The organism is Pseudomonas sp. HPB0071 (assembly GCF_000478505.2).
GTDB classification, from domain to species: Bacteria; Pseudomonadota; Gammaproteobacteria; order Pseudomonadales; family Pseudomonadaceae; genus Chryseomonas; species Chryseomonas luteola.
Genome location: NZ_KI517367.1, coordinates 331,932 through 349,617, shown reverse-complemented (window position 1 = coordinate 349,617; position 17,686 = coordinate 331,932). Strand labels below are relative to the sequence as shown.

Here is a 17,686-nt window from a genome sequence, read left to right as displayed (position 1 = left end):
AAAATCGTCACGGAGTATATCAGCTAGGGAGGTCTTTCGCATTGCCGGGTTTGTTTGAATAACTACACAAATCTTTATAAGTGAAGTGATTACCTTTCAAATGTTTATTTTCTGAACAATTGGCTCTTTAAAAGAGCATAGTTCCTGCTTGGGGCTTGGCTAATTTATTGGTTTTAATAAATTAGTTTTTAAACGAATAAAGTCTTTTAACTGCTGCGTAATAAAAAGCCCCGAGCAGGTCGGGGCTTTTTATTTGATTTAGCGTTGTTGGCGCAGTAGCGCCTCTATACGCTCCTCCAAAGGAGGGTGGCTCATGAATAGACCAGCAAAGCCATGGCCCTTGCTGCTCTTGATACCAAAAGCGGTCAGGGTGTCTGGCATTTGTCCTTGAATGTTCTGTTCCGCACGCAAGCGCTGCAGTGCAGAAACCATTGCATTTGTACCTGCCAGGCGTGCGCCTGCTTCGTCGGCACGGAATTCGCGAAAGCGCGAGAACCACATGACGATGATAGTCGCCAGGATGCCCAGAACCAGTTCAGCGACGATACTGGTAATGTAATAGGCGGGCCCATGACCTTCCTCTGTCTTGAAGACGGCCTTGTCGATGAAATTGCCGAATATGCGAGCAAAGAACATGACGAAGGTGTTCACGACGCCTTGGATCAGGCTCAGTGTCACCATGTCGCCGTTGGCTACGTGACCAATCTCGTGCGCCAGGACGGCGCGCACTTCTTCAGGTGAGAAGCGCTCAAGCAAACCCTGGCTTACCGCAACCAGTGCATCATTCTTGTTCCAGCCCGTTGCAAAGGCATTCGCTTCATAGGCAGGAAAGATGCCGACCTCAGGCATCCGGATGCCCGCCTCGCGAGACAGATCCTCAACAGTTTGCAGTAGCCATTGCTCGTGACGAGTCCGGGGCTGACTGATGATTTCGGTTCCGGTACTCATCTTGGCCATCCACTTGGAAATGAATAGCGAGAATAGCGAGCCGGCAAAACCGAAGACGGCACAGAAAATCAGAAGACTTCCGTAGTTCTGGCCTGTAAAACGATCTACTCCCAGCACTTTAAGCGTAATGCTGGCGATCAGCAGTACGGCCAAGTTGGTGCCAAGGAACAGCAGAATTCGCATCATGGTGTAAAGCTTCTCCTAACAACCGGAAGACTATTTCCTAGCGGCGTATATAAGGTCCGGTTGTTAGGGTTTCAATCAATCGACTATTTCAAACTATGTCGTTTTGTTGGCAGGCCTGAGTAAAAGACGCGTCAACAGCACCACTCGTTCGCTATCGCTTTCTGCCAGAGCGTCCCGTAGATGCTGGGCTAGGGTAGAACGTTGGCGTCTCACGCTAGGCGGAAGCGCTTCTGCTTCCTTGAGTAAATGGGCGTGACTCGCTGAAAGACGTAGAAACGCTTTTTCGGTCAGGATGGCCTGGTCAAGTGCATCATAACCAAGGTTAGTGGTGTAGCGCAGATAGTCCTCTTCAGCCAGCCAGAGCAGCGCGCTAAAACAGCTCTGATGTCTAACACTGGGAAGCCCGAACTGGTCGGGTTCCTCTCGTCCAATCAGATCTTCGACATAGAGCGTCGCCTTGCGTGGAAAGCTTTGATAAAGCGCCAGCAGGCCTTTCGCTGCATCCTTGTAGAAGTCTTCGATATGGAGGTCCATGGGACTACTGCCGGTAATGTTTGAGGAAATTGCCAATTCGGCCAATAGCCTGTTCAAGGTCATCCACGCGTGGCAGGGTCACTACACGGAAGTGGTCAGGCCAAGGCCAGTTGAAGGCGGTGCCTTGAACGATAAGCAGTTTTTCCGAAAGCAGAAGATCCAGAACAAACTTTTCATCATTGTGGATTGGGCAAACCTTTGGATCGATCCTGGGGAAGGCATATAGCGCCCCCATAGGCTTTACGCAGCTTACGCCAGGGATGTCGTTCAATAGCGCCCAGGCACGGTTGCGCTGTTCCAATAAGCGCCCGTTGGGCAGTACCAGGTCATTGATGCTCTGGTAACCGCCCAGGGCGGTCTGAATGGCATGCTGGCTGGGCACGTTTGCACATAGGCGCATGTTGGCAAGGATATCAAGCCCTTCGATATAGCTCTGAGCTTTATGTTTAGGACCGGAAATGGCAACCCAGCCCGAACGGAAGCCTGCCACGCGGTAGGATTTCGACAGGCCGTTAAACGTCAGGCACAGGACATCGGGCGCAAGCGAAGCCGTTGAAATATGCACTGCTTCGTCGTACAGGATCTTGTCATAGATCTCGTCCGAAAAAATGACAAGGTTATGCTGGCGCGCCAGCTCCACGATATCTTCCAGCACCTCTTTGGAGTACACGGCACCCGTAGGATTGTTCGGGTTGATCAGCACCAGGGCCTTGGTATTGGAGGTGATTTTGCTGGCCATGTCTGAAAGGTCCGGAAACCAGTCCGACTGCTCATCGCATAGGTAGTGGACAGGTTTGCCGCCCGCCAGGCTGACAGCTGCAGTCCAGAGGGGATAATCTGGCGCCGGGATTAGAACCTCATCACCGTTATTGAGCAGGGCCTGCATGGCCATGACGATTAGCTCGGATACACCGTTACCCAAATAGATGTCTTCAATGCCAACGCCCTCTACCTGCTTTTGCTGGTAGTACTGCATGACTGCCTTGCGCGCGCTGAACAGGCCCTTGGAATCGCTGTAACCTTGTGCGGTAGGCAGGTTGCGGATCACATCCTGAAGGATTTCTTCAGGTGCCTCGAAACCGAACGGTGCGGGATTGCCAATGTTGAGTTTGAGGATGCGGTGGCCTTCCTCCTCCAGACGCTTGGCATGCTTTAACACTGGCCCACGAATGTCATAGCAGACGTTGGCTAGCTTGTTCGATTTACTGACCTGCATGTGTAACGGATCCCGGTTGGTAATAGCGAAGAGCGACCTGCGAAAGGTGCATGGTCGATGTCTGACTGTAGGTAGGCGTGCCTATCGGCTTGGCAGCGCCCTCAACGAGTGACAGACTGGAAGCAGATCATACGACTGCCCCTGCGTTTTCAAAAGAGACAGATGGGGCCTTTTCCATGGCGGAGGTGTTCATCCTATGGATAAAGTCATCAAATCCGAAGATGTTTGGCGTGACCAGCTGGATAATGACCAGTTTCGGGTGTGCAGACTAAAGGCGACGGAAGCGCCGTATACAGGTAAGTACTGTGATACCAAGACGCCTGGGGTGTACCAGTGTGTCTGTTGTGGGCAAGCGCTTTTCGACTCGGAGACCAAATACAGTTCAGGCTGTGGCTGGCCCAGCTTTTATCAGCCTATCTCGAATGATGCTTTGCGAGAGGAAGAGGATTTTAGTCATGGGATGCATCGTATAGAGGTGCTTTGTTCGCGTTGCGATGCGCACCTGGGGCATGTGTTCCCGGATGGTCCACGACCGACGGGTTTGCGTTACTGCATAAACTCCGTTGCGCTGGATCTTGTCCCGCGTGATGAATAAAACAGACGCTCAAGCTGCGGAAGGCAAAAGCCTTTTGCAGATTCCGTTTACATTGATGAATGGGAAAGTGTGCTGCCTGGCTGATCTTTCTGCACAAGCCTATCTGTTGGTCAACACTGCCAGTCGCTGTGGATTCACGCCTCAATACGAGGGGCTTGAGACGTTGTGGCAGGCTTACAAGGCTCAAGGGCTAGTAATTGTGGCCTTTCCATGTGATCAGTTCGGTCATCAGGAGCCTGCTGACAATGGTGAGATCGAACAGTTTTGCAAGGCCCGCTTTGGTGTCTCCTTTAACGTATCTCAAAAGATAGAGGTCAACGGTGCCGATGCCCATCCTTTATTCGAGGTACTAAAGGCGAAGGCACCGGGGGTGCTAGGTACGCAGCGTATAAAGTGGAACTTCACAAAGTTTCTGGTTAGTGGTGATGGTGAAAAGATCAAACGCTTCGCGCCGCTAGTGAAGCCTGCGTCGCTAAAGGGACAGGTAGAGCGGTTTCTCTCGCTGTGACTCGAATGTCATGCTGAATCTTGCGGCTCTCGCTATATATAAAGGTGAGTCGCCGTTTTTGTGTAAGGATAAGTACGTGGAATCTAGACTCGATACATTTCTGGCACGTGCGGAAGGCGTGCTGGCCCGTTTGGAGCCTTTATTGCCAGCACTGCGCGAGCCGATTGATTGGTCTCAAACCGTTGCGGCTCGCTGGCGTCGTGAAGGGCAGGGAGGCTATCTGCAGCCTATTGAAGTCAATCTGGATCTGCGATTATCTGATTTACAGGGCGTTGATAGACAGCAGGTCCTGCTTGGGCAGAATACGCAGCAGTTTGTAGACGGCATGCCCGCCAATCATGCTCTGTTATGGGGCGCTCGCGGTACAGGCAAGTCATCCCTGGTCAGAGCATTGCTCGCTGAGTATGCACAGCGCGGATTGCGGCTAATAGAGATTGAGCGTGATCATCTGACAGATCTGCCACGTGTGGTTGCGCAAATCAGTAAACAGCCTCAGCGGTTTGTGTTGTTTTGTGATGATTTGTCGTTTGATGCCAGCAACGATGACTATCGAGTGCTGAAAAGCGTACTGGATGGCTCGCTTGAGCAGGCGCCTGATAACGTTCTGCTTTATGCAACTTCAAATCGCCGGCATTTGGTGTCTGAGCGACAAAGCGATAACGCTGACTGGGAGCGAAGTGCGGATGGCGAGCTACACCCTAGTGAGGCGGTAGAAGACAAGATCGCGCTCTCGGATCGATTTGGGTTATGGCTTTCCTTTTATCCTTTTACCCAGGATCAGTTTCTTCAGGTAACCAAGCACTGGGTCGAGGTATTGGCTACCCGCGCGCAGCTTGTGTGGCAGTGGAGTGAGGAAACTGAAAAGGAAGCTATTCGCTGGGCGCTCGGCCGAGGTAATCGAAATGGCCGCTGTGCCTATCAATTTGCCCGTCATTGGGTTGGTAAACAGCTTTTGGATGTCGCAAATGCGTGATTTGAGTGAAGTGGGAAACGATCTGGGTGGCTATGAGCTACTAGCGGCACAGTTAGAAGCGCTTCTTTCTGGCGAAAACGATTTCATCGCCAACGCCTCGCAGTGTTCTGCCTTTCTTTTCCATGAGTTGCCTGACCTAAACTGGGCGGGCTTTTATCTGTGCAAAGACAATGAGCTTGTGCTTGGTCCGTTCCAGGGCAAGGTTGCCTGTGTTCGCATACCCTTTGGGCGTGGTGTCTGTGGTACAGCGGCGCAAACGCGCGAGACGCAGCGCGTTGAGGATGTACATGTATTCGCGGGGCACATTGCTTGTGACAGTGCGTCAAACAGTGAACTTGTTATCCCATTGATAAAGAATGAACGTCTGATTGGTGTGCTGGATCTTGATAGCCCCAAGCTAGGTAGGTTCAGCCTGGATGATCAGAAAGGTATCGAGCGATTGGCCGCAATACTGCTAGCCGCAAGTGATTGCTGATAATAAAAGCGCAGCCCTTGGGGCTGCGCTTTTATTGCTATTAGTCGTAGAGTGACTTCATAGGGGCATCTTCCTTCTCCATCTCCTCTAGCCCCTTTAATAGTTGCGTAGGTTCGCGGACCGGCTGCCCTGCACCAATTTCTCCCTTGATGACGCTGACTTGTTCATCAAGGTACTGAAGATGTTCATTAAACTTGTCTGAGTGAGGCTGTTTGCGGATATATTGAGCGGCTTTCTCGAATGCCTGTCTGGCAGGAGCCAGTTGTCCCTGATCAATAAACTGACGGCCCAGGTGATCAAAGAATTCGAAGTGAAGTAGCGTCATTAGCGCTCTTATTTCCTCGTCCCAATAACCAGCCTCTTTAGCCTCAATCAGTCCATTCTGGATGGCGTAGGTGATTTGTGCGTGTAAATTTTCAAGCTGCGCACGAACCTGCTTTGCCTTGGCTTCATTCGCGATAACCTGGGCTGCGTTTGTGATCTCGATTTGATCACCCTTGGCCAGCTCAGCTTCCAGATGATTCATGCGTGCAGCCAATACGGGAGTCTTCTCCTTATTAGGCATGCGCTGAAGAAGTGTCAGTTCAAGCCTTGATAGTAAAAGCTTGAGGGCAGGGGTCATCCATTGCCCCGGTAACGTGTCGGACAGCTGCTCATAGCGTCGGATGCGGTTAACCAGCTCCGCTTTCAAGCGTGTCTTTTCAAGCTGATGCGCTTCAAGCTTCTGGTTGAGAAAGCTGATGAAAATCAACAGCACAGCTCCCGTCACAACCAAAATGGCAATTATAGATACAGACATCAAGGCCTCCTGCTGGCCTGCGAGTCAATAAAACAAGTACTACTATATTGGCAGCGCGGCCATCTTCTTTAATGGCAAAGTCATTGATTTAAAAAAATTTAAATAGGTGTTGACGGGTCTCGAGTGTCTCTCTAGAATGCGCGCCACTTCAGACGCAAAGCTGAAAGCGAAGCGAAAGAGGTAGGAACTGTTAAAGCTCCAAGGCTGCGTCCCCTTCGTCTAGTGGCCTAGGACACCGCCCTTTCACGGCGGTAACAGGGGTTCGAGTCCCCTAGGGGACGCCATATGCGGGAATAGCTCAGTTGGTAGAGCACGACCTTGCCAAGGTCGGGGTCGCGAGTTCGAGTCTCGTTTCCCGCTCCAAGTTTTAAAGCATGGCATGCGCGGTGCTTGTGTTAATAGAAATATGCTTTGCATGTTTCAAGGGTTTGTCCCCTTCGTCTAGTGGCCTAGGACACCGCCCTTTCACGGCGGTAACAGGGGTTCGAGTCCCCTAGGGGACGCCATATGCGGGAATAGCTCAGTTGGTAGAGCACGACCTTGCCAAGGTCGGGGTCGCGAGTTCGAGTCTCGTTTCCCGCTCCAAGTTTTAAAGCATGGCATGCGCGGTGCTTGTGTTAATAGAAATATGCTTTGCATGTTTCAAGGGTTTGTCCCCTTCGTCTAGTGGCCTAGGACACCGCCCTTTCACGGCGGTAACAGGGGTTCGAGTCCCCTAGGGGACGCCATATGCGGGAATAGCTCAGTTGGTAGAGCACGACCTTGCCAAGGTCGGGGTCGCGAGTTCGAGTCTCGTTTCCCGCTCCAAATTAAAAACACCGCCTTCTTGGCGGTGTTTTTGTTTGTGCATCTTGTTTTTGATGAGGGCCTTTGTGACCCTCATCGCTTTATCTAATGAGTTTGTCCGTTGTCTGGAAGCAGCATCAATTGCTTCTCTTGATTCCAGTCAAAGGGCTCTCCAGCAGCCTCTGCTTCGAAGCGGCGCTCATCCAGTGCCTGGTAGCGGGCGATTTCTTCGTCAGGCATGAAGTGAAGACAATCACCCCCAAAAAACCACAGCAGGTCCCTGGGTACCAGATGGGCAACCTGGGGATAGCGATGGAAAATCTGGCTGATCAGGTCCTGCCCTAGATAATGGTTTTCTTCCGGATGTTTGGGCAGCTCAGTCAAAAGCTCGTCGAAGCGGTCCAAGAATAGCCCGTGGTTATCCTCAGGAATCTGCTCTGACTCACCCAATGCGGCCAATATGGTCCGCAGGTGCGCCAAAAGCGCCATGTTGTGTTCCAAATAGTCAGTGGCCATGTGTATGTCCCATTCATATACAGTGGAGCAGTATAAAGGCGGATGGCCAGACTGTCTTTTCTCACCCGATTTGGAATGATGTGGGCTTACATTCGTCAAAGGTTGTAAATCGGGTATTGCACCCTCATTTAGCCCCTCTAATTTTCTGAAATTTGTGAGCGAGATGAACGAAGCTCTGTCCATACGGCAACTCACTAAAACCTACGGAAATGGTTTCCAGGCGCTCAAGGGGTTGGACCTTGATGTCAACGAAGGCGATTTTTTTGCGCTTCTCGGACCTAATGGTGCAGGAAAATCTACCACGATAGGCATTCTGTCCACGCTGGTGAATAAAAGCAGTGGTCAGGTTTCGGTCTTCGGACACGATTTGGATCGTAATCCGGCAGGGCTCAAGCGCTGTCTTGGGGTTGTGCCCCAAGAGTTCAACTTCAATCAGTTTGAAAAGGCATTCGACATTCTGGTTACGCAGGCAGGCTATTACGGAATACCTGCCAGGCAGGCCAAGGAGCGTGCCGAGGAATACCTGACTCAGCTAGGGCTCTGGGACAAACGAGATACCCCGTCCCGTATGTTGTCTGGGGGGATGAAACGGCGTTTGATGATCGCCAGGGCGCTCATTCACAAGCCAAGGTTGCTCATACTGGACGAGCCTACTGCTGGTGTGGATATTGAGTTGCGCCGTTCGATGTGGAGCTTTTTGACCACTCTCAATCAGCAGGGTGTCAGCATCATTCTGACGACGCACTATCTGGAAGAAGCAGAACAGCTGTGCCGCAACATTGCCATTATTGACCATGGCACCATTGTGGAAAACACCAGCATGCGTGAGCTGCTTCAAAAGCTACATGTCGAGACATTCGTTCTTGATGTAAAGCAGGCGCTATCAGTTGCGCCCGCTCTTCAAGATTATCCGGTCAGGCTTATCACCAGTCACTCGCTTGAAGTGCAAGTCGATAAGAGTGTTGGAATCAATGGCCTGTTCACTCAGTTGAATGCTCAAGGCATAGACGTCATCAGTATGCGCAACAAGGCTAACAGGCTTGAGGAGTTGTTCGTGTCGTTGGTAGAAAAGAACTTGGCAAAGGTGGCGAGATGAAGACTGAAATAAAAGCCAACCTTGTTGCCTTGCAAACGATTGTCCATCGGGAGGTGCGACGCTTTACGCGTATTTGGCCGCAGACCTTGTTGCCTCCTGCGATCACTATGGCCCTTTACTTCGTTATCTTTGGCAATCTGATCGGTAGCCGAATAGGAGGCATGGGCGGGTTCTCCTATATGGAATACATTGTGCCGGGCTTGATCATGATGTCCGTTATTACTAATTCCTATAGCAATGTCGTATCAAGCTTTTTCAGTAGTAAATTTCAACGCTCTGTTGAAGAGTTGCTGGTCTCGCCTGTATCACCTCATGTCATTCTTATTGGTTATGCGTGTGGCGGTATCCTGAGAGGGCTGGCAGTAGCGGCTATCGTTACGGTTCTTTCTTTATTTTTTACCCATGTGCAGGTGCATCATTTAGGAATCACGTTGCTTGTGATCATCCTGACTGCTGCCATTTTTTCCTTGGGTGGTTTCATAAACGCGGTCTATGCCCGTAACTTTGACGATATCTCTATAGTGCCCACGTTCATCCTGACGCCATTGACTTATCTTGGTGGGGTGTTCTATTCGATCGATCTGCTACCGCCGTTCTGGCAGGGCATGTCGATGGCTAATCCCATCCTGCATATGGTCAATGCATTCCGCTATGGGATATTGGGCGTTTCAGACATCCAAATTGGTGTCGCGATTGGTCTTATGCTGATCGCTGCCGTTGTTCTCTATATATGCTGTATTCGTCTGCTGACGAGCGGGCGCGGCATGCGTCATTGATATATTGAGGACGCTATGGCGAGAGTACATCTGACATAGCGCGCCTCGGATTCTTGAGAAATTCTATGCAAACTGTCGATCATTCTCCGCTCGGTAAAACGAGCGAGTACGTGGATATCTATACGCCTTCGTTGCTGTATCCCATACCGCGTAGCCCTAAATGGACCGAATTGGGGCTTACAAGAGAAACGTTACCTTACTGCGGTATGGATATATGGACGTGTTATGAGTTGTCCTGGCTGAACTCAAAAGGTAAGCCTGTCGCTGCTATTGCCGAGTTCTCCATACCGGCCAACTCGCCAAATATCATCGAATCCAAATCATTCAAGCTGTATCTGAACTCACTCAATCAGACAACATTCGAAGGTCCTGAGGCGCTCACTGAGGTTTTGACAAGGGATTTGTCTCAGGCAGCAGGAGACCACGTTGGGGTTTTGGTAAAGCCAGTAGATTTAGTAGCCAGGGAAGGGTTTGTTACGCCCCCCGGAAGCTGTATTGATGAGCTGGATATTGAGGTACAGCACTACGATGTGCCTAGACCAGATTTATTAAAAGCCTTACCTGGTCAGCTTGTGAAGGAGTCGCTTTATAGTCATCTGCTTCGCTCCAATTGCCCGGTTACGGGGCAGCCGGACTGGGGAAGCGTCGTGATTGAGTATGAGGGCAGAGCAGTGCTTGATCGGGCGTCATTGCTCGCTTACATCATCTCCTTCAGACGCCATGCAGATTTTCATGAGCAGTGCGTCGAGCGCATGTTTCTTGATCTGCGTAGCGTGCTGGAGCCGGAATCGCTTACTGTTTATGCGCGGTATGTGCGGCGGGGAGGGCTTGATATCAATCCTTATCGAAGCACTCATGCCGCACATTTGCCGGTAGCAGGGCGCTTGGCCCGTCAGTGATGTCAGATACCCATGCTCGCAAGGCTCTGCATGATCGAGCGGAGGGTGTTCGCTACTCTGGGGTGGCTGACTTCAAACCGCTCGACTGCCAGATTTACGCCATCGACGAGATTGGAATCCGGCTTGGTCGAGTCTTCGTGAGCAAGCTGCAGTTCTATATCCCTGATTAACAGTTCTAGCGAGGCGCGATCTTCCTCGCTTTCAGGAGGGCTTGTCTTGAGCTGGTGCTGTAGTTCGATCAGCTCCTGTTGCAGGCGAGAGGCGGGCATACGTTTTCTCCTTTTGAAGCGTACCCACCTGTAGACCTAATTGAGTGATCAAAGGTCAATAAGGCAAGTTGTTTCATCCGTAACCAATTGCAAAGACATCGCGGTTATAATTTTGCCACTCTGCCAGTAAAACTGGACAAACTCATCAGGAGAATATGATGCCGTTTAACAAAGGAGCATGGAGTACCCGTATTGGCGGCATTGCCTTTGGCGCAATGTTGACTGTCGCGAGTACCGCTGTGTTGGCTGCCTCGGAAGATGATCCATGGGAAGGGGTCAACCGAGGTATTTTCCGTTTTAATGACACGCTTGATACCTATGCGCTGAAGCCTATCGCGCAGGGTTATAACAAGATCACACCTGACGTCGTGCAAACGGGAGTCAGTAATGTTTTTCGTAACATTGGTGATGTTGGCAATTTAGCTAATGACGTTTTGCAGGCAAAACCGTATGCCGCCGGTGTAGATACCGCACGTTTGCTCATGAACACCACGCTGGGTGTATTGGGGATATTTGATGTGGCGACTCATGCGGGACTGACGAGAAATGACGAAGACTTCGGTCAGACATTAGGTCATTGGGGCGTTGGTAGCGGCCCGTATGTCGTCTTGCCTTTCCTGGGTCCCAGCACAGTACGTGATGGACTAGGCCGAATTCCTGATTCCTATGCCTCGCCATACCCCTATATGGGTGATGTAGCGGCGAGGAATTCGGCATTTGCGCTGAGTGTAGTAGATACACGCGCTAACCTGCTTGATGCCGAGAAAATGATTACAGGCGACAAGTACATCTTTATCCGTAACGCTTACTTACAAAGTCGCGAATACAAGATTAAAGACGGTAACGTGGTAGACGACTTTTAAGAGGACTCATCACGTCAGGCAGTAGGTCTCTGCTTGACGTGATGCTGATCTGTGATCTAATTCATGGAAAGGATGCTGAGTCCTAGCAGTTGATTGCCTTGTTCCAAAGATGTGACGCGAATCACTTCGGCTTCGGCTTCTAGCCCTTGTAACTCCGGGTGTTCAGAGGGGATCACTACGATCACTTTGTCTCCTTCCTTGACGTGACTCTTAGCTTCGATCTGAAGCCCTGTGCTCGACAAATCACGGCAAATTGCGTCTATTTCTTCGCCATTTGTCCGAAGAATAGCCTTGGAATCAATCTGCATTCTAATAAAGTCGCGCTTTTCGCTGTACGAACGATCGCTTAAGCTCATTGGAACAAGTCTCTCAATAAAGGTACTTCGCAAGTAAACGAAACCATATAGCCTTAGCCTCAAGGCCTTGTAAAGCTAGCCTCAGCCGTTTGGATAGAAGGGGCGCTTGAACGGCTCGGCTGATGGGAGTAGTGTCTGCGCCGTATTAAAAATAGTACCTATTGCGTGCACCCTGGCCTGATCCAAAAGACCACCTCATAGGGATACGCATGCCTGGATAGTTTATGCCTAATCCCAGCGCCACACTTTTGATTATCGATGATGATGAGGTTGTACGCCTGAGTCTGGCGGACTATCTCGAAGATAGCGGCTTTACGGTCTTACAGGCTTCGAACGGTATGCAGGGTTTGCAGGTCTTCGAGCGTGAGCAGCCGGATCTCATTATCTGCGACCTTAGAATGCCTCAGCTGGATGGGCTTTCCTTGTTACGGCGCATTTCGGAAATGTCGCTCGATACGCCTGTCATAGTCCTCTCGGGCGCAGGGGTAATGAGTGATGTTGTCGAGGCGCTGAGATTGGGCGCGGCCGACTATCTCATCAAGCCTCTTGAGGATCTGGCTGTTCTAGAACATTCGGTTATTCGGGCGCTCGACCGTGCAAGGCTTCGCCTTGAAAATGATCGTTATCGCATCAAACTGGAAAATGCCAATCGAGAGCTTCAGGCGAGCCTGAGTCTTTTACAGGAGGACCAGAATGCCGGCCGGCAAGTGCAAATGAATATGCTGCCGGTAACACCCTGGGAAACCAATGGTTTGAATTTCGCTCACCAGATCATTCCATCTTTGTATCTCTCTGGTGATTTTGTCGATTATTTTCGCGTTGATGAGCACCGTATCGCTTTTTATCTGGCAGATGTTTCCGGACATGGAGCGTCGTCAGCGTTTGTAACGGTGTTGCTCAAGTTTATGACGACGCGGCTGTTGTATGAATCTCGTCGTAATGGCACTCTGCCTGAGTTCAGGCCTTCCGATGTGCTGGGGCATATCAATCGTGGCTTGCTGAACTGTAAGCTGGGCAAACACGTTACCATGTTGGGTGGCGTGATCGATGAAGACAGTGGTGTACTTACTTACAGTATTGGTGGGCACTTGCCGCTTCCTGTGTTGCACACTGCAGAAGAGACACGCTTTTTGCAGGGGAAGGGGTTTCCGGTTGGCCTTTTTGAAGAGGCCAGCTATTCAGACCATACTTTGGAGTTACCCGCCAGTTTCAGCCTTGCGCTGTTTTCCGATGGGATTTTTGATTTATTGCCTGGAGAGAACTTGAAAGCGAAAGAGGCTTCTTTACCTGAACAGGTCCGCCTGGCCAATGGGACGCTAGGTGGGATTTCGAAACAGCTTGGACTGGCCAACTTGGGCGAGATGCCGGATGATATCGCCATGCTGGTGTTAAGCAGGAACCTTGCATGAGTACCGGTAAAATCCAGTTCGCTGAAATGAATGGCACCTTTGTGCTCAAATTCATCGGCGAGGTGCGCTTGACATTATGCTCGGCGCTGGATGCCACTATTGAACAGATCTTTTCTGCGTTGAATTTTTCATCAATCGTAATCGATCTGATCGACACTAAAAGTATCGATAGTACAACGCTAGGCTTATTGGCAAAGCTCTCTATTCTTTCACGTCAAAAGATTGGCCTCTTGCCAGCATTGGTCACCACCAATCCAGATATCACACGACTGTTGGATTCGATGGGTTTTGATCAGGTATTCAATATCGTGAATCAGCCCGTGCCATGTTCGGACTGTCTGCATGACCTCCCCCCGCAGGATGAGTCTGAGGAAGTCGTCAGGGATAAGGTGCTAGAGGCTCATCGTATACTGATGAGTTTGAATGAATCCAATCGTGAAGCATTCAAGGACCTGGTCAATGCTTTAGAAAAGCATTGACCAGGTCTGGCATTACTTCTTGGCGCTAATCAGGCCTTCCAGTTTTTCCTGATCACGAGCGAATTGGCGGATGCCTTCCGCCAGTTTCTCGGTGGCCATGGCGTCTTCATTCAAAGACCAGCGGAAAGCACTTTCGTTAAGGGAATGCAACGGCTCGGCTGTGCCGCCTGCTACCAGGTTACGCTCAAGCGTGCCTTCATCTTCAGACAGGCTCTGCAGTAGCTCTGGGCTGATCGTCAAGCGATCACATCCTGCCAGTTGTTCGATTTGGTTGAGGTTACGGAAGCTTGCACCCATCACCACGGTTTCGAACTTGTTGGCTTTGTAGTACTGATAAATACGGGAAACTGACTGTACGCCTGGGTCTTCCTTTCCAGTAAAGTCACGGCCTTCGGCTTTCTTGTACCAGTCGTAGATACGACCAACGAATGGAGAGATCAGGAAAACGCCAGCATCAGCGCAAGCTGCCGCCTGGGCAAAGGAAAAGAGCAAAGTCAGATTAGTTTGAATACCATCTTTTTCGAGCTTTTCAGCAGCGCGAATGCCTTCCCATGTGGAGGCAATTTTGATGAGTACTCGGTCTTTGCTGATTCCGGCTTTCTCGTACAGGTCAATCAAGCGCTCTGCACGGCTCAGGGTTGCATTTGTATCAAACGAAAGCCTGGCATCGACTTCAGTCGAAATGCGGCCCGGAATGACATTAAGAATTTCCTTGCCAACAGCAACCGCAAACTTGTCGCAAGCCAGGCCGATGTCGTCACCCGTATCGTTGAGAGCGTCGCCTAGCAGTTGAGCGTAGCGGGGCAATGCTGCCGCTTTCAGCAGAAGGGAAGGGTTGGTCGTAGCATCGACAGGCTTCAGACGTGTGATAGCGTCCAGATCACCTGTATCGGCTACTACTGTAGTGTATTGCTTGAGTTGCTCTAGCTTGTTCATGCTTGCTATCGATCCTCACGTAGTGATTAGAGTGTTTGACCAGATTCAATGACCTTCCAAGAGTTCAGTGGCTTGGTCAAATATACGTAGCGGTTCTGAGCTTTTATGCACATCTACTGAGAGTAGCTGCCTGAAGCGGCGCCCTCCCTTAATTCCCTGCGAAAGGCCCAGAATGTGCCGGGTTATGTGATGCATGGCGCCGCCTGACGCCAGATGCTTGTCTATATACGGACGAAGCGACTGTAACACCTGGTGCCGAGTCGTAATGGCACGGTCATCACCGAACACTAATTGATCCACAGACGCCAGAAGATACGGGTTGTGATAAGCCTCACGGCCAAGCATGACGCCATTGAAAGTCTTCAGGTGAGTCTGTGCTTCTTCCAAGGTCTTAATGCCGCCATTCAGAATGAATTCAAGATCTGGAAAATCATTCATCAGTTGTGCGGCTACGTCATAACGCAGCGGCGGGACTTCACGATTCTGCTTGGGAGACAATCCTTCCAGAATGGCAATGCGTGCGTGTACGGTAAAACTATTGCAGCCCGCTTCGTTGACGGTGGTAATGAACTCCTGCAGCTGATCATAGCTGTCTCGGCCATTGATCCCAATACGGTGTTTTACCGTAACGGGAATACTTACCGCGTCGCGCATTGCCATTACGCAATCAGCCACCAGTTGAGGGTGAGCCATCAGGCAGGCGCCAATCATGTTATTCTGTACCCTATCGCTTGGGCAGCCAACGTTCAGGTTGACCTCATCGTAACCTGCTGCTTCGGCTAGGCGGGCACAGGCTGCCAGCTCATGCGGAGTACTGCCGCCTAGCTGCAGCGCGATAGGATGCTCACTTTGGTCGTACGCTAAAAAGCGTGCCGGATCGCCTCGAAGCAAGGCGCCTGTTGTTACCATCTCGGTGTAAAGCAGTGTTCGCTTCGAAAGCAGGCGCATGAAAAAGCGGCAATGTTTGTCCGTCCAGTCCATCATTGGCGCAACGGAGAAGCGGCGTGACAGTGTAGAAGGCTTGTTCAAGGCTGGGTGAGTGTTCGAGGCGGTCATGGGGTGTTCCAGTTACTACGTTACAGCCTATTCCAATACGACATCGGAAATAGAGGTCAGTAACTTCGGCGAGCTTGAGCGCTAGCTTATCAGGAAAGCCCCCGTCTAATCGAAGATCGGTATCGTATCCTTGGCTACGCGTGCTTTTTAATTTGGAAGACGCCAAAAAGACGAAATACCTCATATTCCAGCGAACTCTATAGGGGTACGCTTTGTCTTGTCGGTAGCATCATGAATGTTCGTATCGGTATCCTTTCCAAACTCCTGTATTCTAGATCTGATTTATTAACCATATGGCCGGTTTGTTTTTCTTTGCGCCGACTGTATAAGCCTTATTTCATGCCACGAAGAGATTCGCTGTGATATTGACCATGCCCTCAGACAAGCTCAAAGCCTGGGGCGCCCATGGCGTCACCGCCACGGGTGTTGTCCTGGCGTTGCTTGCAACACTTGCCCTGTTTGATAATCAGCCCAAAGAATGCCTGCTGTGGCTCGGTGCTGCCCTGATTGTAGATGGTCTGGACGGAACCCTGGCGCGCAAGCTCAATACCAAATCTGTTCTGCCCCATTTCGACGGTTCAGTACTTGATCTGGCGATTGACTACCTTACGTATGTCTTCATTCCGGCGTTGTTCATTTACAAGTACATACCTTTACCAAGCTACACCGCGCTCTTTACCGTTTCAGTGATTCTAGTGTCTTCCTTGTTCTGTTTCTGTAACGTGAACATGAAGAGCAGCGATAACTACTTTGTAGGCTTTCCAGCAGCCTGGAATGTGGTGGCGCTTTATTTGTATATCCTGTCGCCAGCACCGTGGCTGACGCTATTGGGCGTTATTGTGCTGGCGATGCTGACTTTGACGCGCATGAAATTCTTGCACCCTTTCCGAGTGCGCAAGTTCATGCCTATCAATATTGCAGTAACGTTCGTCTGGCTGCTGTGCAGTATGTTGCTGATTCTTAATCATCCTGACCATAGTCCAACTTTGTTGGCAATCTGGTTTGCCATGTCTGGATACTTCATTGGAATCTGCATTTGGCGTTCGGCCATTGAGTGGTTTGGTCACCTGCGCGCTTAAACGCTAAAATCGTCTTTGCCCAAGAGCCTCGCTCACGCGGGGCTTTTTATTGCCCATGAGTTTTGGTAATGAAAGTGTCGGTCGATAGAGATCATTGGTCTTGAACACCTGTCGAGTGATCAGGTCTATCTTTGACGAGGCAATGCTTCGAAGTGAAAAGAAGACCACTAATCTAAGACGGGGCCGCTATGAAAACCAAAGCACTAGCTGTATTGGCGTTGACGGGACTGATGTCTGTAACTGGCATGGCATTGGCTGACGATAAGACAAGCCCTAACTCTGCCGGCATGGGGACGCCTGACGGATCATCCACCGGTAAAGGCGCCGGCGCTGACGTGGGGGGTGACGTCACGCCTTCACCAAAAGAAGAGCAGGGCGATAAAAGCGATAAGTAAGGTATATAGATTTAAAAGCTCAAGTTTCCAATACGGGGAACTTGAGCCTGTTTCGTGGTCAAAGCTGCGTGTTTAATCGAGTGAGACGGTTCATGAGTTCTACAGATAAAGTAGTATTAATCGTAGAGGATGAACCTCAGGTCTTGTTAATACTCGTTGATTACCTTACTGAGCTTGGTTACAAGGTGCTTCAGGCGCCTTCATCGACCGAAGCCTTTCTTATTCTGGCTACAAAGCCTGACCTCGATCTTCTGATCACTGACTACAGATTGCCTGATGGCGTGTCGGGCGTAATGATTGCCGAGCCGGCACTTAAGCTACGTCCTGACCTCAAAGTAATGTTTATCAGTGGCTATCCAGCTGAAATTATGGATACAGGCAGTCCGCTGATTGGCACAGCTCCAGTATTGGCCAAGCCTTTTGCTTTGGACAAGCTGCAGGACTACATCCAGCGGCTCCTGGCTTAACGCCGCTTTTAGTTGATCCAACTTTCTGCCGACAACAGTCGATGCCCTGCCATGGTATGGCGATCTGTTG

General features: G+C 50.6%; 22 protein-coding genes and 6 tRNA genes. 19 read left to right on the top strand and 9 right to left on the bottom strand.

What is annotated here, in order from left to right:
• Positions 1–258: 258 nt before the first annotated feature.
• The 3 genes from htpX to HMPREF1487_RS01835 form a co-directional block, all read right to left on the bottom strand.
• The gene (htpX, locus tag HMPREF1487_RS01845; RefSeq protein WP_010794893.1) at positions 259–1,134 is read right to left on the bottom strand and encodes a protease HtpX; all 876 of its coding nucleotides are present in this window, start codon (positions 1,132–1,134) and stop codon (positions 259–261) included.
• Positions 1,135–1,227: 93 nt separating this feature from the next.
• Positions 1,228–1,668 carry a hypothetical protein gene (locus HMPREF1487_RS01840; RefSeq protein WP_010794892.1) on the bottom strand — a complete coding sequence of 147 codons (441 nt, stop codon included), beginning with the start codon at positions 1,666–1,668 and terminating at the stop codon, positions 1,228–1,230.
• A 4-nt stretch (positions 1,669–1,672) separates the two neighbouring features.
• The gene (locus tag HMPREF1487_RS01835; RefSeq protein ID WP_010794891.1) at positions 1,673–2,884 is read right to left on the bottom strand and encodes a pyridoxal phosphate-dependent aminotransferase; all 1,212 of its coding nucleotides are present in this window, start codon (positions 2,882–2,884) and stop codon (positions 1,673–1,675) included.
• Positions 2,885–3,080: 196 nt separating this feature from the next.
• On the opposite strand from HMPREF1487_RS01835, the gene msrB reads away from it, so the two are divergent.
• From msrB to HMPREF1487_RS01815, 4 genes are all read left to right on the top strand, one after another.
• On the top strand, positions 3,081–3,479 hold the full coding sequence (gene msrB, locus HMPREF1487_RS01830) for a peptide-methionine (R)-S-oxide reductase MsrB (protein ID WP_010794890.1): 399 nt from the start codon (positions 3,081–3,083) through the stop codon (positions 3,477–3,479).
• Positions 3,472–3,987 carry a glutathione peroxidase gene (locus HMPREF1487_RS01825; protein ID WP_010794889.1) on the top strand — a complete coding sequence of 172 codons (516 nt, stop codon included), beginning with the start codon at positions 3,472–3,474 and terminating at the stop codon, positions 3,985–3,987. The genes msrB and HMPREF1487_RS01825 overlap by 8 nt, the downstream gene beginning before the upstream one ends.
• Positions 3,988–4,063: 76 nt before the next feature.
• Complete coding sequence (locus HMPREF1487_RS01820; RefSeq protein WP_019365804.1) at positions 4,064–4,960, top strand: ATP-binding protein; 897 nt, start codon at positions 4,064–4,066, stop codon at positions 4,958–4,960.
• Positions 4,953–5,435: a GAF domain-containing protein gene (locus HMPREF1487_RS01815; protein WP_010794887.1), complete on the top strand. Its 483-nt coding sequence runs from the start codon at positions 4,953–4,955 to the stop codon at positions 5,433–5,435. Before HMPREF1487_RS01820 ends, HMPREF1487_RS01815 begins: the two co-directional genes overlap by 8 nt.
• A gap of 40 nt (positions 5,436–5,475) precedes the next feature.
• On the opposite strand, the gene HMPREF1487_RS01810 is transcribed toward HMPREF1487_RS01815, so the two are convergent.
• Positions 5,476–6,234 carry a hypothetical protein gene (locus HMPREF1487_RS01810; protein ID WP_010794886.1) on the bottom strand — a complete coding sequence of 253 codons (759 nt, stop codon included), beginning with the start codon at positions 6,232–6,234 and terminating at the stop codon, positions 5,476–5,478.
• Positions 6,235–6,442: 208 nt separating this feature from the next.
• Between HMPREF1487_RS01810 and HMPREF1487_RS01805 the strand changes: the two genes are divergently transcribed.
• The 6 genes from HMPREF1487_RS01805 to HMPREF1487_RS01780 all read left to right on the top strand — a co-directional run bounded on the left by HMPREF1487_RS01805 (position 6,443) and on the right by HMPREF1487_RS01780 (position 7,041).
• Positions 6,443–6,518: transfer RNA gene (locus HMPREF1487_RS01805), tRNA-Glu, on the top strand.
• Positions 6,519–6,521: 3 nt separating this feature from the next.
• A tRNA-Gly gene (locus HMPREF1487_RS01800) sits at positions 6,522–6,597 on the top strand.
• Positions 6,598–6,664: 67 nt separating this feature from the next.
• A tRNA-Glu gene (locus HMPREF1487_RS01795) sits at positions 6,665–6,740 on the top strand.
• A gap of 3 nt (positions 6,741–6,743) precedes the next feature.
• Positions 6,744–6,819 (top strand) — tRNA-Gly (locus HMPREF1487_RS01790).
• Between the two features lie 67 nt (positions 6,820–6,886).
• A tRNA-Glu gene (locus HMPREF1487_RS01785) sits at positions 6,887–6,962 on the top strand.
• A 3-nt stretch (positions 6,963–6,965) separates the two neighbouring features.
• A tRNA-Gly gene (locus HMPREF1487_RS01780) sits at positions 6,966–7,041 on the top strand.
• A gap of 84 nt (positions 7,042–7,125) precedes the next feature.
• On the opposite strand, the gene HMPREF1487_RS01775 is transcribed toward HMPREF1487_RS01780, so the two are convergent.
• Positions 7,126–7,536: a PA2817 family protein gene (locus HMPREF1487_RS01775; protein WP_010794885.1), complete on the bottom strand. Its 411-nt coding sequence runs from the start codon at positions 7,534–7,536 to the stop codon at positions 7,126–7,128.
• A 163-nt stretch (positions 7,537–7,699) separates the two neighbouring features.
• Between HMPREF1487_RS01775 and HMPREF1487_RS01770 the strand changes: the two genes are divergently transcribed.
• From HMPREF1487_RS01770 to queF, 3 genes are all read left to right on the top strand, one after another.
• A complete protein-coding gene (locus tag HMPREF1487_RS01770; RefSeq protein ID WP_010794884.1) occupies positions 7,700–8,632 on the top strand; it encodes an ABC transporter ATP-binding protein in 933 nt (310 codons plus the stop codon).
• Positions 8,629–9,408 (top strand): ABC transporter permease, encoded by a 780-nt coding sequence (locus tag HMPREF1487_RS01765; RefSeq protein ID WP_010794883.1) that lies wholly within the window; start codon positions 8,629–8,631, stop codon positions 9,406–9,408. The genes HMPREF1487_RS01770 and HMPREF1487_RS01765 overlap by 4 nt, the downstream gene beginning before the upstream one ends.
• Before the next feature lie 65 nt (positions 9,409–9,473).
• Entirely contained in the window at positions 9,474–10,307 is an 834-nt protein-coding gene (queF, locus tag HMPREF1487_RS01760) for an NADPH-dependent 7-cyano-7-deazaguanine reductase QueF (RefSeq protein WP_010794882.1), read from the top strand.
• Between the two features lie 2 nt (positions 10,308–10,309).
• On the opposite strand, the gene HMPREF1487_RS01755 is transcribed toward queF, so the two are convergent.
• Entirely contained in the window at positions 10,310–10,576 is a 267-nt protein-coding gene (locus HMPREF1487_RS01755) for a DUF4404 family protein (protein WP_010794881.1), read from the bottom strand.
• A 215-nt stretch (positions 10,577–10,791) separates the two neighbouring features.
• Here HMPREF1487_RS01755 and HMPREF1487_RS01750 point away from each other — a divergent pair, with 215 nt between their 5' ends.
• Positions 10,792–11,439 (top strand): MlaA family lipoprotein, encoded by a 648-nt coding sequence (locus HMPREF1487_RS01750; protein WP_037030381.1) that lies wholly within the window; start codon positions 10,792–10,794, stop codon positions 11,437–11,439.
• A gap of 56 nt (positions 11,440–11,495) precedes the next feature.
• On the opposite strand, the gene HMPREF1487_RS01745 is transcribed toward HMPREF1487_RS01750, so the two are convergent.
• The gene (locus HMPREF1487_RS01745) at positions 11,496–11,795 is read right to left on the bottom strand and encodes a PilZ domain-containing protein (RefSeq protein WP_010794879.1); all 300 of its coding nucleotides are present in this window, start codon (positions 11,793–11,795) and stop codon (positions 11,496–11,498) included.
• A 224-nt stretch (positions 11,796–12,019) separates the two neighbouring features.
• Between HMPREF1487_RS01745 and rssB the strand changes: the two genes are divergently transcribed.
• Positions 12,020–13,204, top strand: a complete 1,185-nt coding sequence (rssB, locus tag HMPREF1487_RS01740; RefSeq protein ID WP_010794878.1) for a two-component system response regulator RssB — start codon at positions 12,020–12,022, stop codon at positions 13,202–13,204.
• The gene (gene rssC / locus HMPREF1487_RS01735) at positions 13,201–13,683 is read left to right on the top strand and encodes an anti-sigma factor antagonist RssC (RefSeq protein WP_010794877.1); all 483 of its coding nucleotides are present in this window, start codon (positions 13,201–13,203) and stop codon (positions 13,681–13,683) included. The genes rssB and rssC overlap by 4 nt, the downstream gene beginning before the upstream one ends.
• A 12-nt stretch (positions 13,684–13,695) precedes the next feature.
• On the opposite strand, the gene tal is transcribed toward rssC, so the two are convergent.
• Together tal and dusA are read right to left on the bottom strand one after the other, a co-directional pair.
• The gene (tal, locus tag HMPREF1487_RS01730) at positions 13,696–14,619 is read right to left on the bottom strand and encodes a transaldolase (RefSeq protein ID WP_010794876.1); all 924 of its coding nucleotides are present in this window, start codon (positions 14,617–14,619) and stop codon (positions 13,696–13,698) included.
• 45 nt (positions 14,620–14,664) lie between these two features.
• Positions 14,665–15,675, bottom strand: coding sequence for a tRNA dihydrouridine(20/20a) synthase DusA (gene dusA / locus HMPREF1487_RS01725; protein WP_010794875.1), 1,011 nt, complete (start codon positions 15,673–15,675; stop codon positions 14,665–14,667).
• Between the two features lie 371 nt (positions 15,676–16,046).
• On the opposite strand from dusA, the gene pcsA reads away from it, so the two are divergent.
• The 3 genes from pcsA (at position 16,047) to HMPREF1487_RS01710 (ending at position 17,616) form a co-directional block, all read left to right on the top strand.
• The gene (gene pcsA / locus HMPREF1487_RS01720; RefSeq protein ID WP_010794874.1) at positions 16,047–16,754 is read left to right on the top strand and encodes a phosphatidylcholine synthase; all 708 of its coding nucleotides are present in this window, start codon (positions 16,047–16,049) and stop codon (positions 16,752–16,754) included.
• A gap of 188 nt (positions 16,755–16,942) precedes the next feature.
• A complete protein-coding gene (locus HMPREF1487_RS01715; RefSeq protein WP_010794873.1) occupies positions 16,943–17,149 on the top strand; it encodes a hypothetical protein in 207 nt (68 codons plus the stop codon).
• A gap of 92 nt (positions 17,150–17,241) precedes the next feature.
• The gene (locus tag HMPREF1487_RS01710; RefSeq protein WP_010794872.1) at positions 17,242–17,616 is read left to right on the top strand and encodes a response regulator; all 375 of its coding nucleotides are present in this window, start codon (positions 17,242–17,244) and stop codon (positions 17,614–17,616) included.
• Positions 17,617–17,686 lie beyond the last annotated feature (70 nt).

Bases quoted from the DNA above. Each gene is read 5' to 3' on its own strand.
- HMPREF1487_RS01765 (WP_010794883.1), top strand. From the start codon at position 8,629: ATGAAGACTGAAATAAAAGCCAACCTTGTTGCCTTGCAAACGATTGTC.
- queF (WP_010794882.1), top strand. From the start codon at position 9,474: ATGCAAACTGTCGATCATTCTCCGCTCGGTAAAACGAGCGAGTACGTG.
- HMPREF1487_RS01770 (WP_010794884.1), top strand. From the start codon at position 7,700: ATGAACGAAGCTCTGTCCATACGGCAACTCACTAAAACCTACGGAAAT.
- HMPREF1487_RS01750 (WP_037030381.1), top strand. From the start codon at position 10,792: ATGTTGACTGTCGCGAGTACCGCTGTGTTGGCTGCCTCGGAAGATGAT.
- HMPREF1487_RS01775 (WP_010794885.1), bottom strand. From the start codon at position 7,536: ATGGCCACTGACTATTTGGAACACAACATGGCGCTTTTGGCGCACCTG.
- HMPREF1487_RS01810 (WP_010794886.1), bottom strand. From the start codon at position 6,234: ATGTCTGTATCTATAATTGCCATTTTGGTTGTGACGGGAGCTGTGCTG.
- msrB (WP_010794890.1), top strand. From the start codon at position 3,081: ATGGATAAAGTCATCAAATCCGAAGATGTTTGGCGTGACCAGCTGGAT.
- rssB (WP_010794878.1), top strand. From the start codon at position 12,020: ATGCCTAATCCCAGCGCCACACTTTTGATTATCGATGATGATGAGGTT.
- tal (WP_010794876.1), bottom strand. From the start codon at position 14,619: ATGAACAAGCTAGAGCAACTCAAGCAATACACTACAGTAGTAGCCGAT.
- HMPREF1487_RS01710 (WP_010794872.1), top strand. From the start codon at position 17,242: ATGAGTTCTACAGATAAAGTAGTATTAATCGTAGAGGATGAACCTCAG.
- HMPREF1487_RS01745 (WP_010794879.1), bottom strand. From the start codon at position 11,795: ATGAGCTTAAGCGATCGTTCGTACAGCGAAAAGCGCGACTTTATTAGA.
- HMPREF1487_RS01815 (WP_010794887.1), top strand. From the start codon at position 4,953: ATGCGTGATTTGAGTGAAGTGGGAAACGATCTGGGTGGCTATGAGCTA.
- htpX (WP_010794893.1), bottom strand. From the start codon at position 1,134: ATGATGCGAATTCTGCTGTTCCTTGGCACCAACTTGGCCGTACTGCTG.
- HMPREF1487_RS01840 (WP_010794892.1), bottom strand. From the start codon at position 1,668: ATGGACCTCCATATCGAAGACTTCTACAAGGATGCAGCGAAAGGCCTG.
- pcsA (WP_010794874.1), top strand. From the start codon at position 16,047: ATGCCCTCAGACAAGCTCAAAGCCTGGGGCGCCCATGGCGTCACCGCC.
- HMPREF1487_RS01825 (WP_010794889.1), top strand. From the start codon at position 3,472: ATGAATAAAACAGACGCTCAAGCTGCGGAAGGCAAAAGCCTTTTGCAG.
- HMPREF1487_RS01715 (WP_010794873.1), top strand. From the start codon at position 16,943: ATGAAAACCAAAGCACTAGCTGTATTGGCGTTGACGGGACTGATGTCT.
- rssC (WP_010794877.1), top strand. From the start codon at position 13,201: ATGAGTACCGGTAAAATCCAGTTCGCTGAAATGAATGGCACCTTTGTG.
- HMPREF1487_RS01835 (WP_010794891.1), bottom strand. From the start codon at position 2,884: ATGCAGGTCAGTAAATCGAACAAGCTAGCCAACGTCTGCTATGACATT.
- dusA (WP_010794875.1), bottom strand. From the start codon at position 15,675: ATGACCGCCTCGAACACTCACCCAGCCTTGAACAAGCCTTCTACACTG.
- HMPREF1487_RS01755 (WP_010794881.1), bottom strand. From the start codon at position 10,576: ATGCCCGCCTCTCGCCTGCAACAGGAGCTGATCGAACTACAGCACCAG.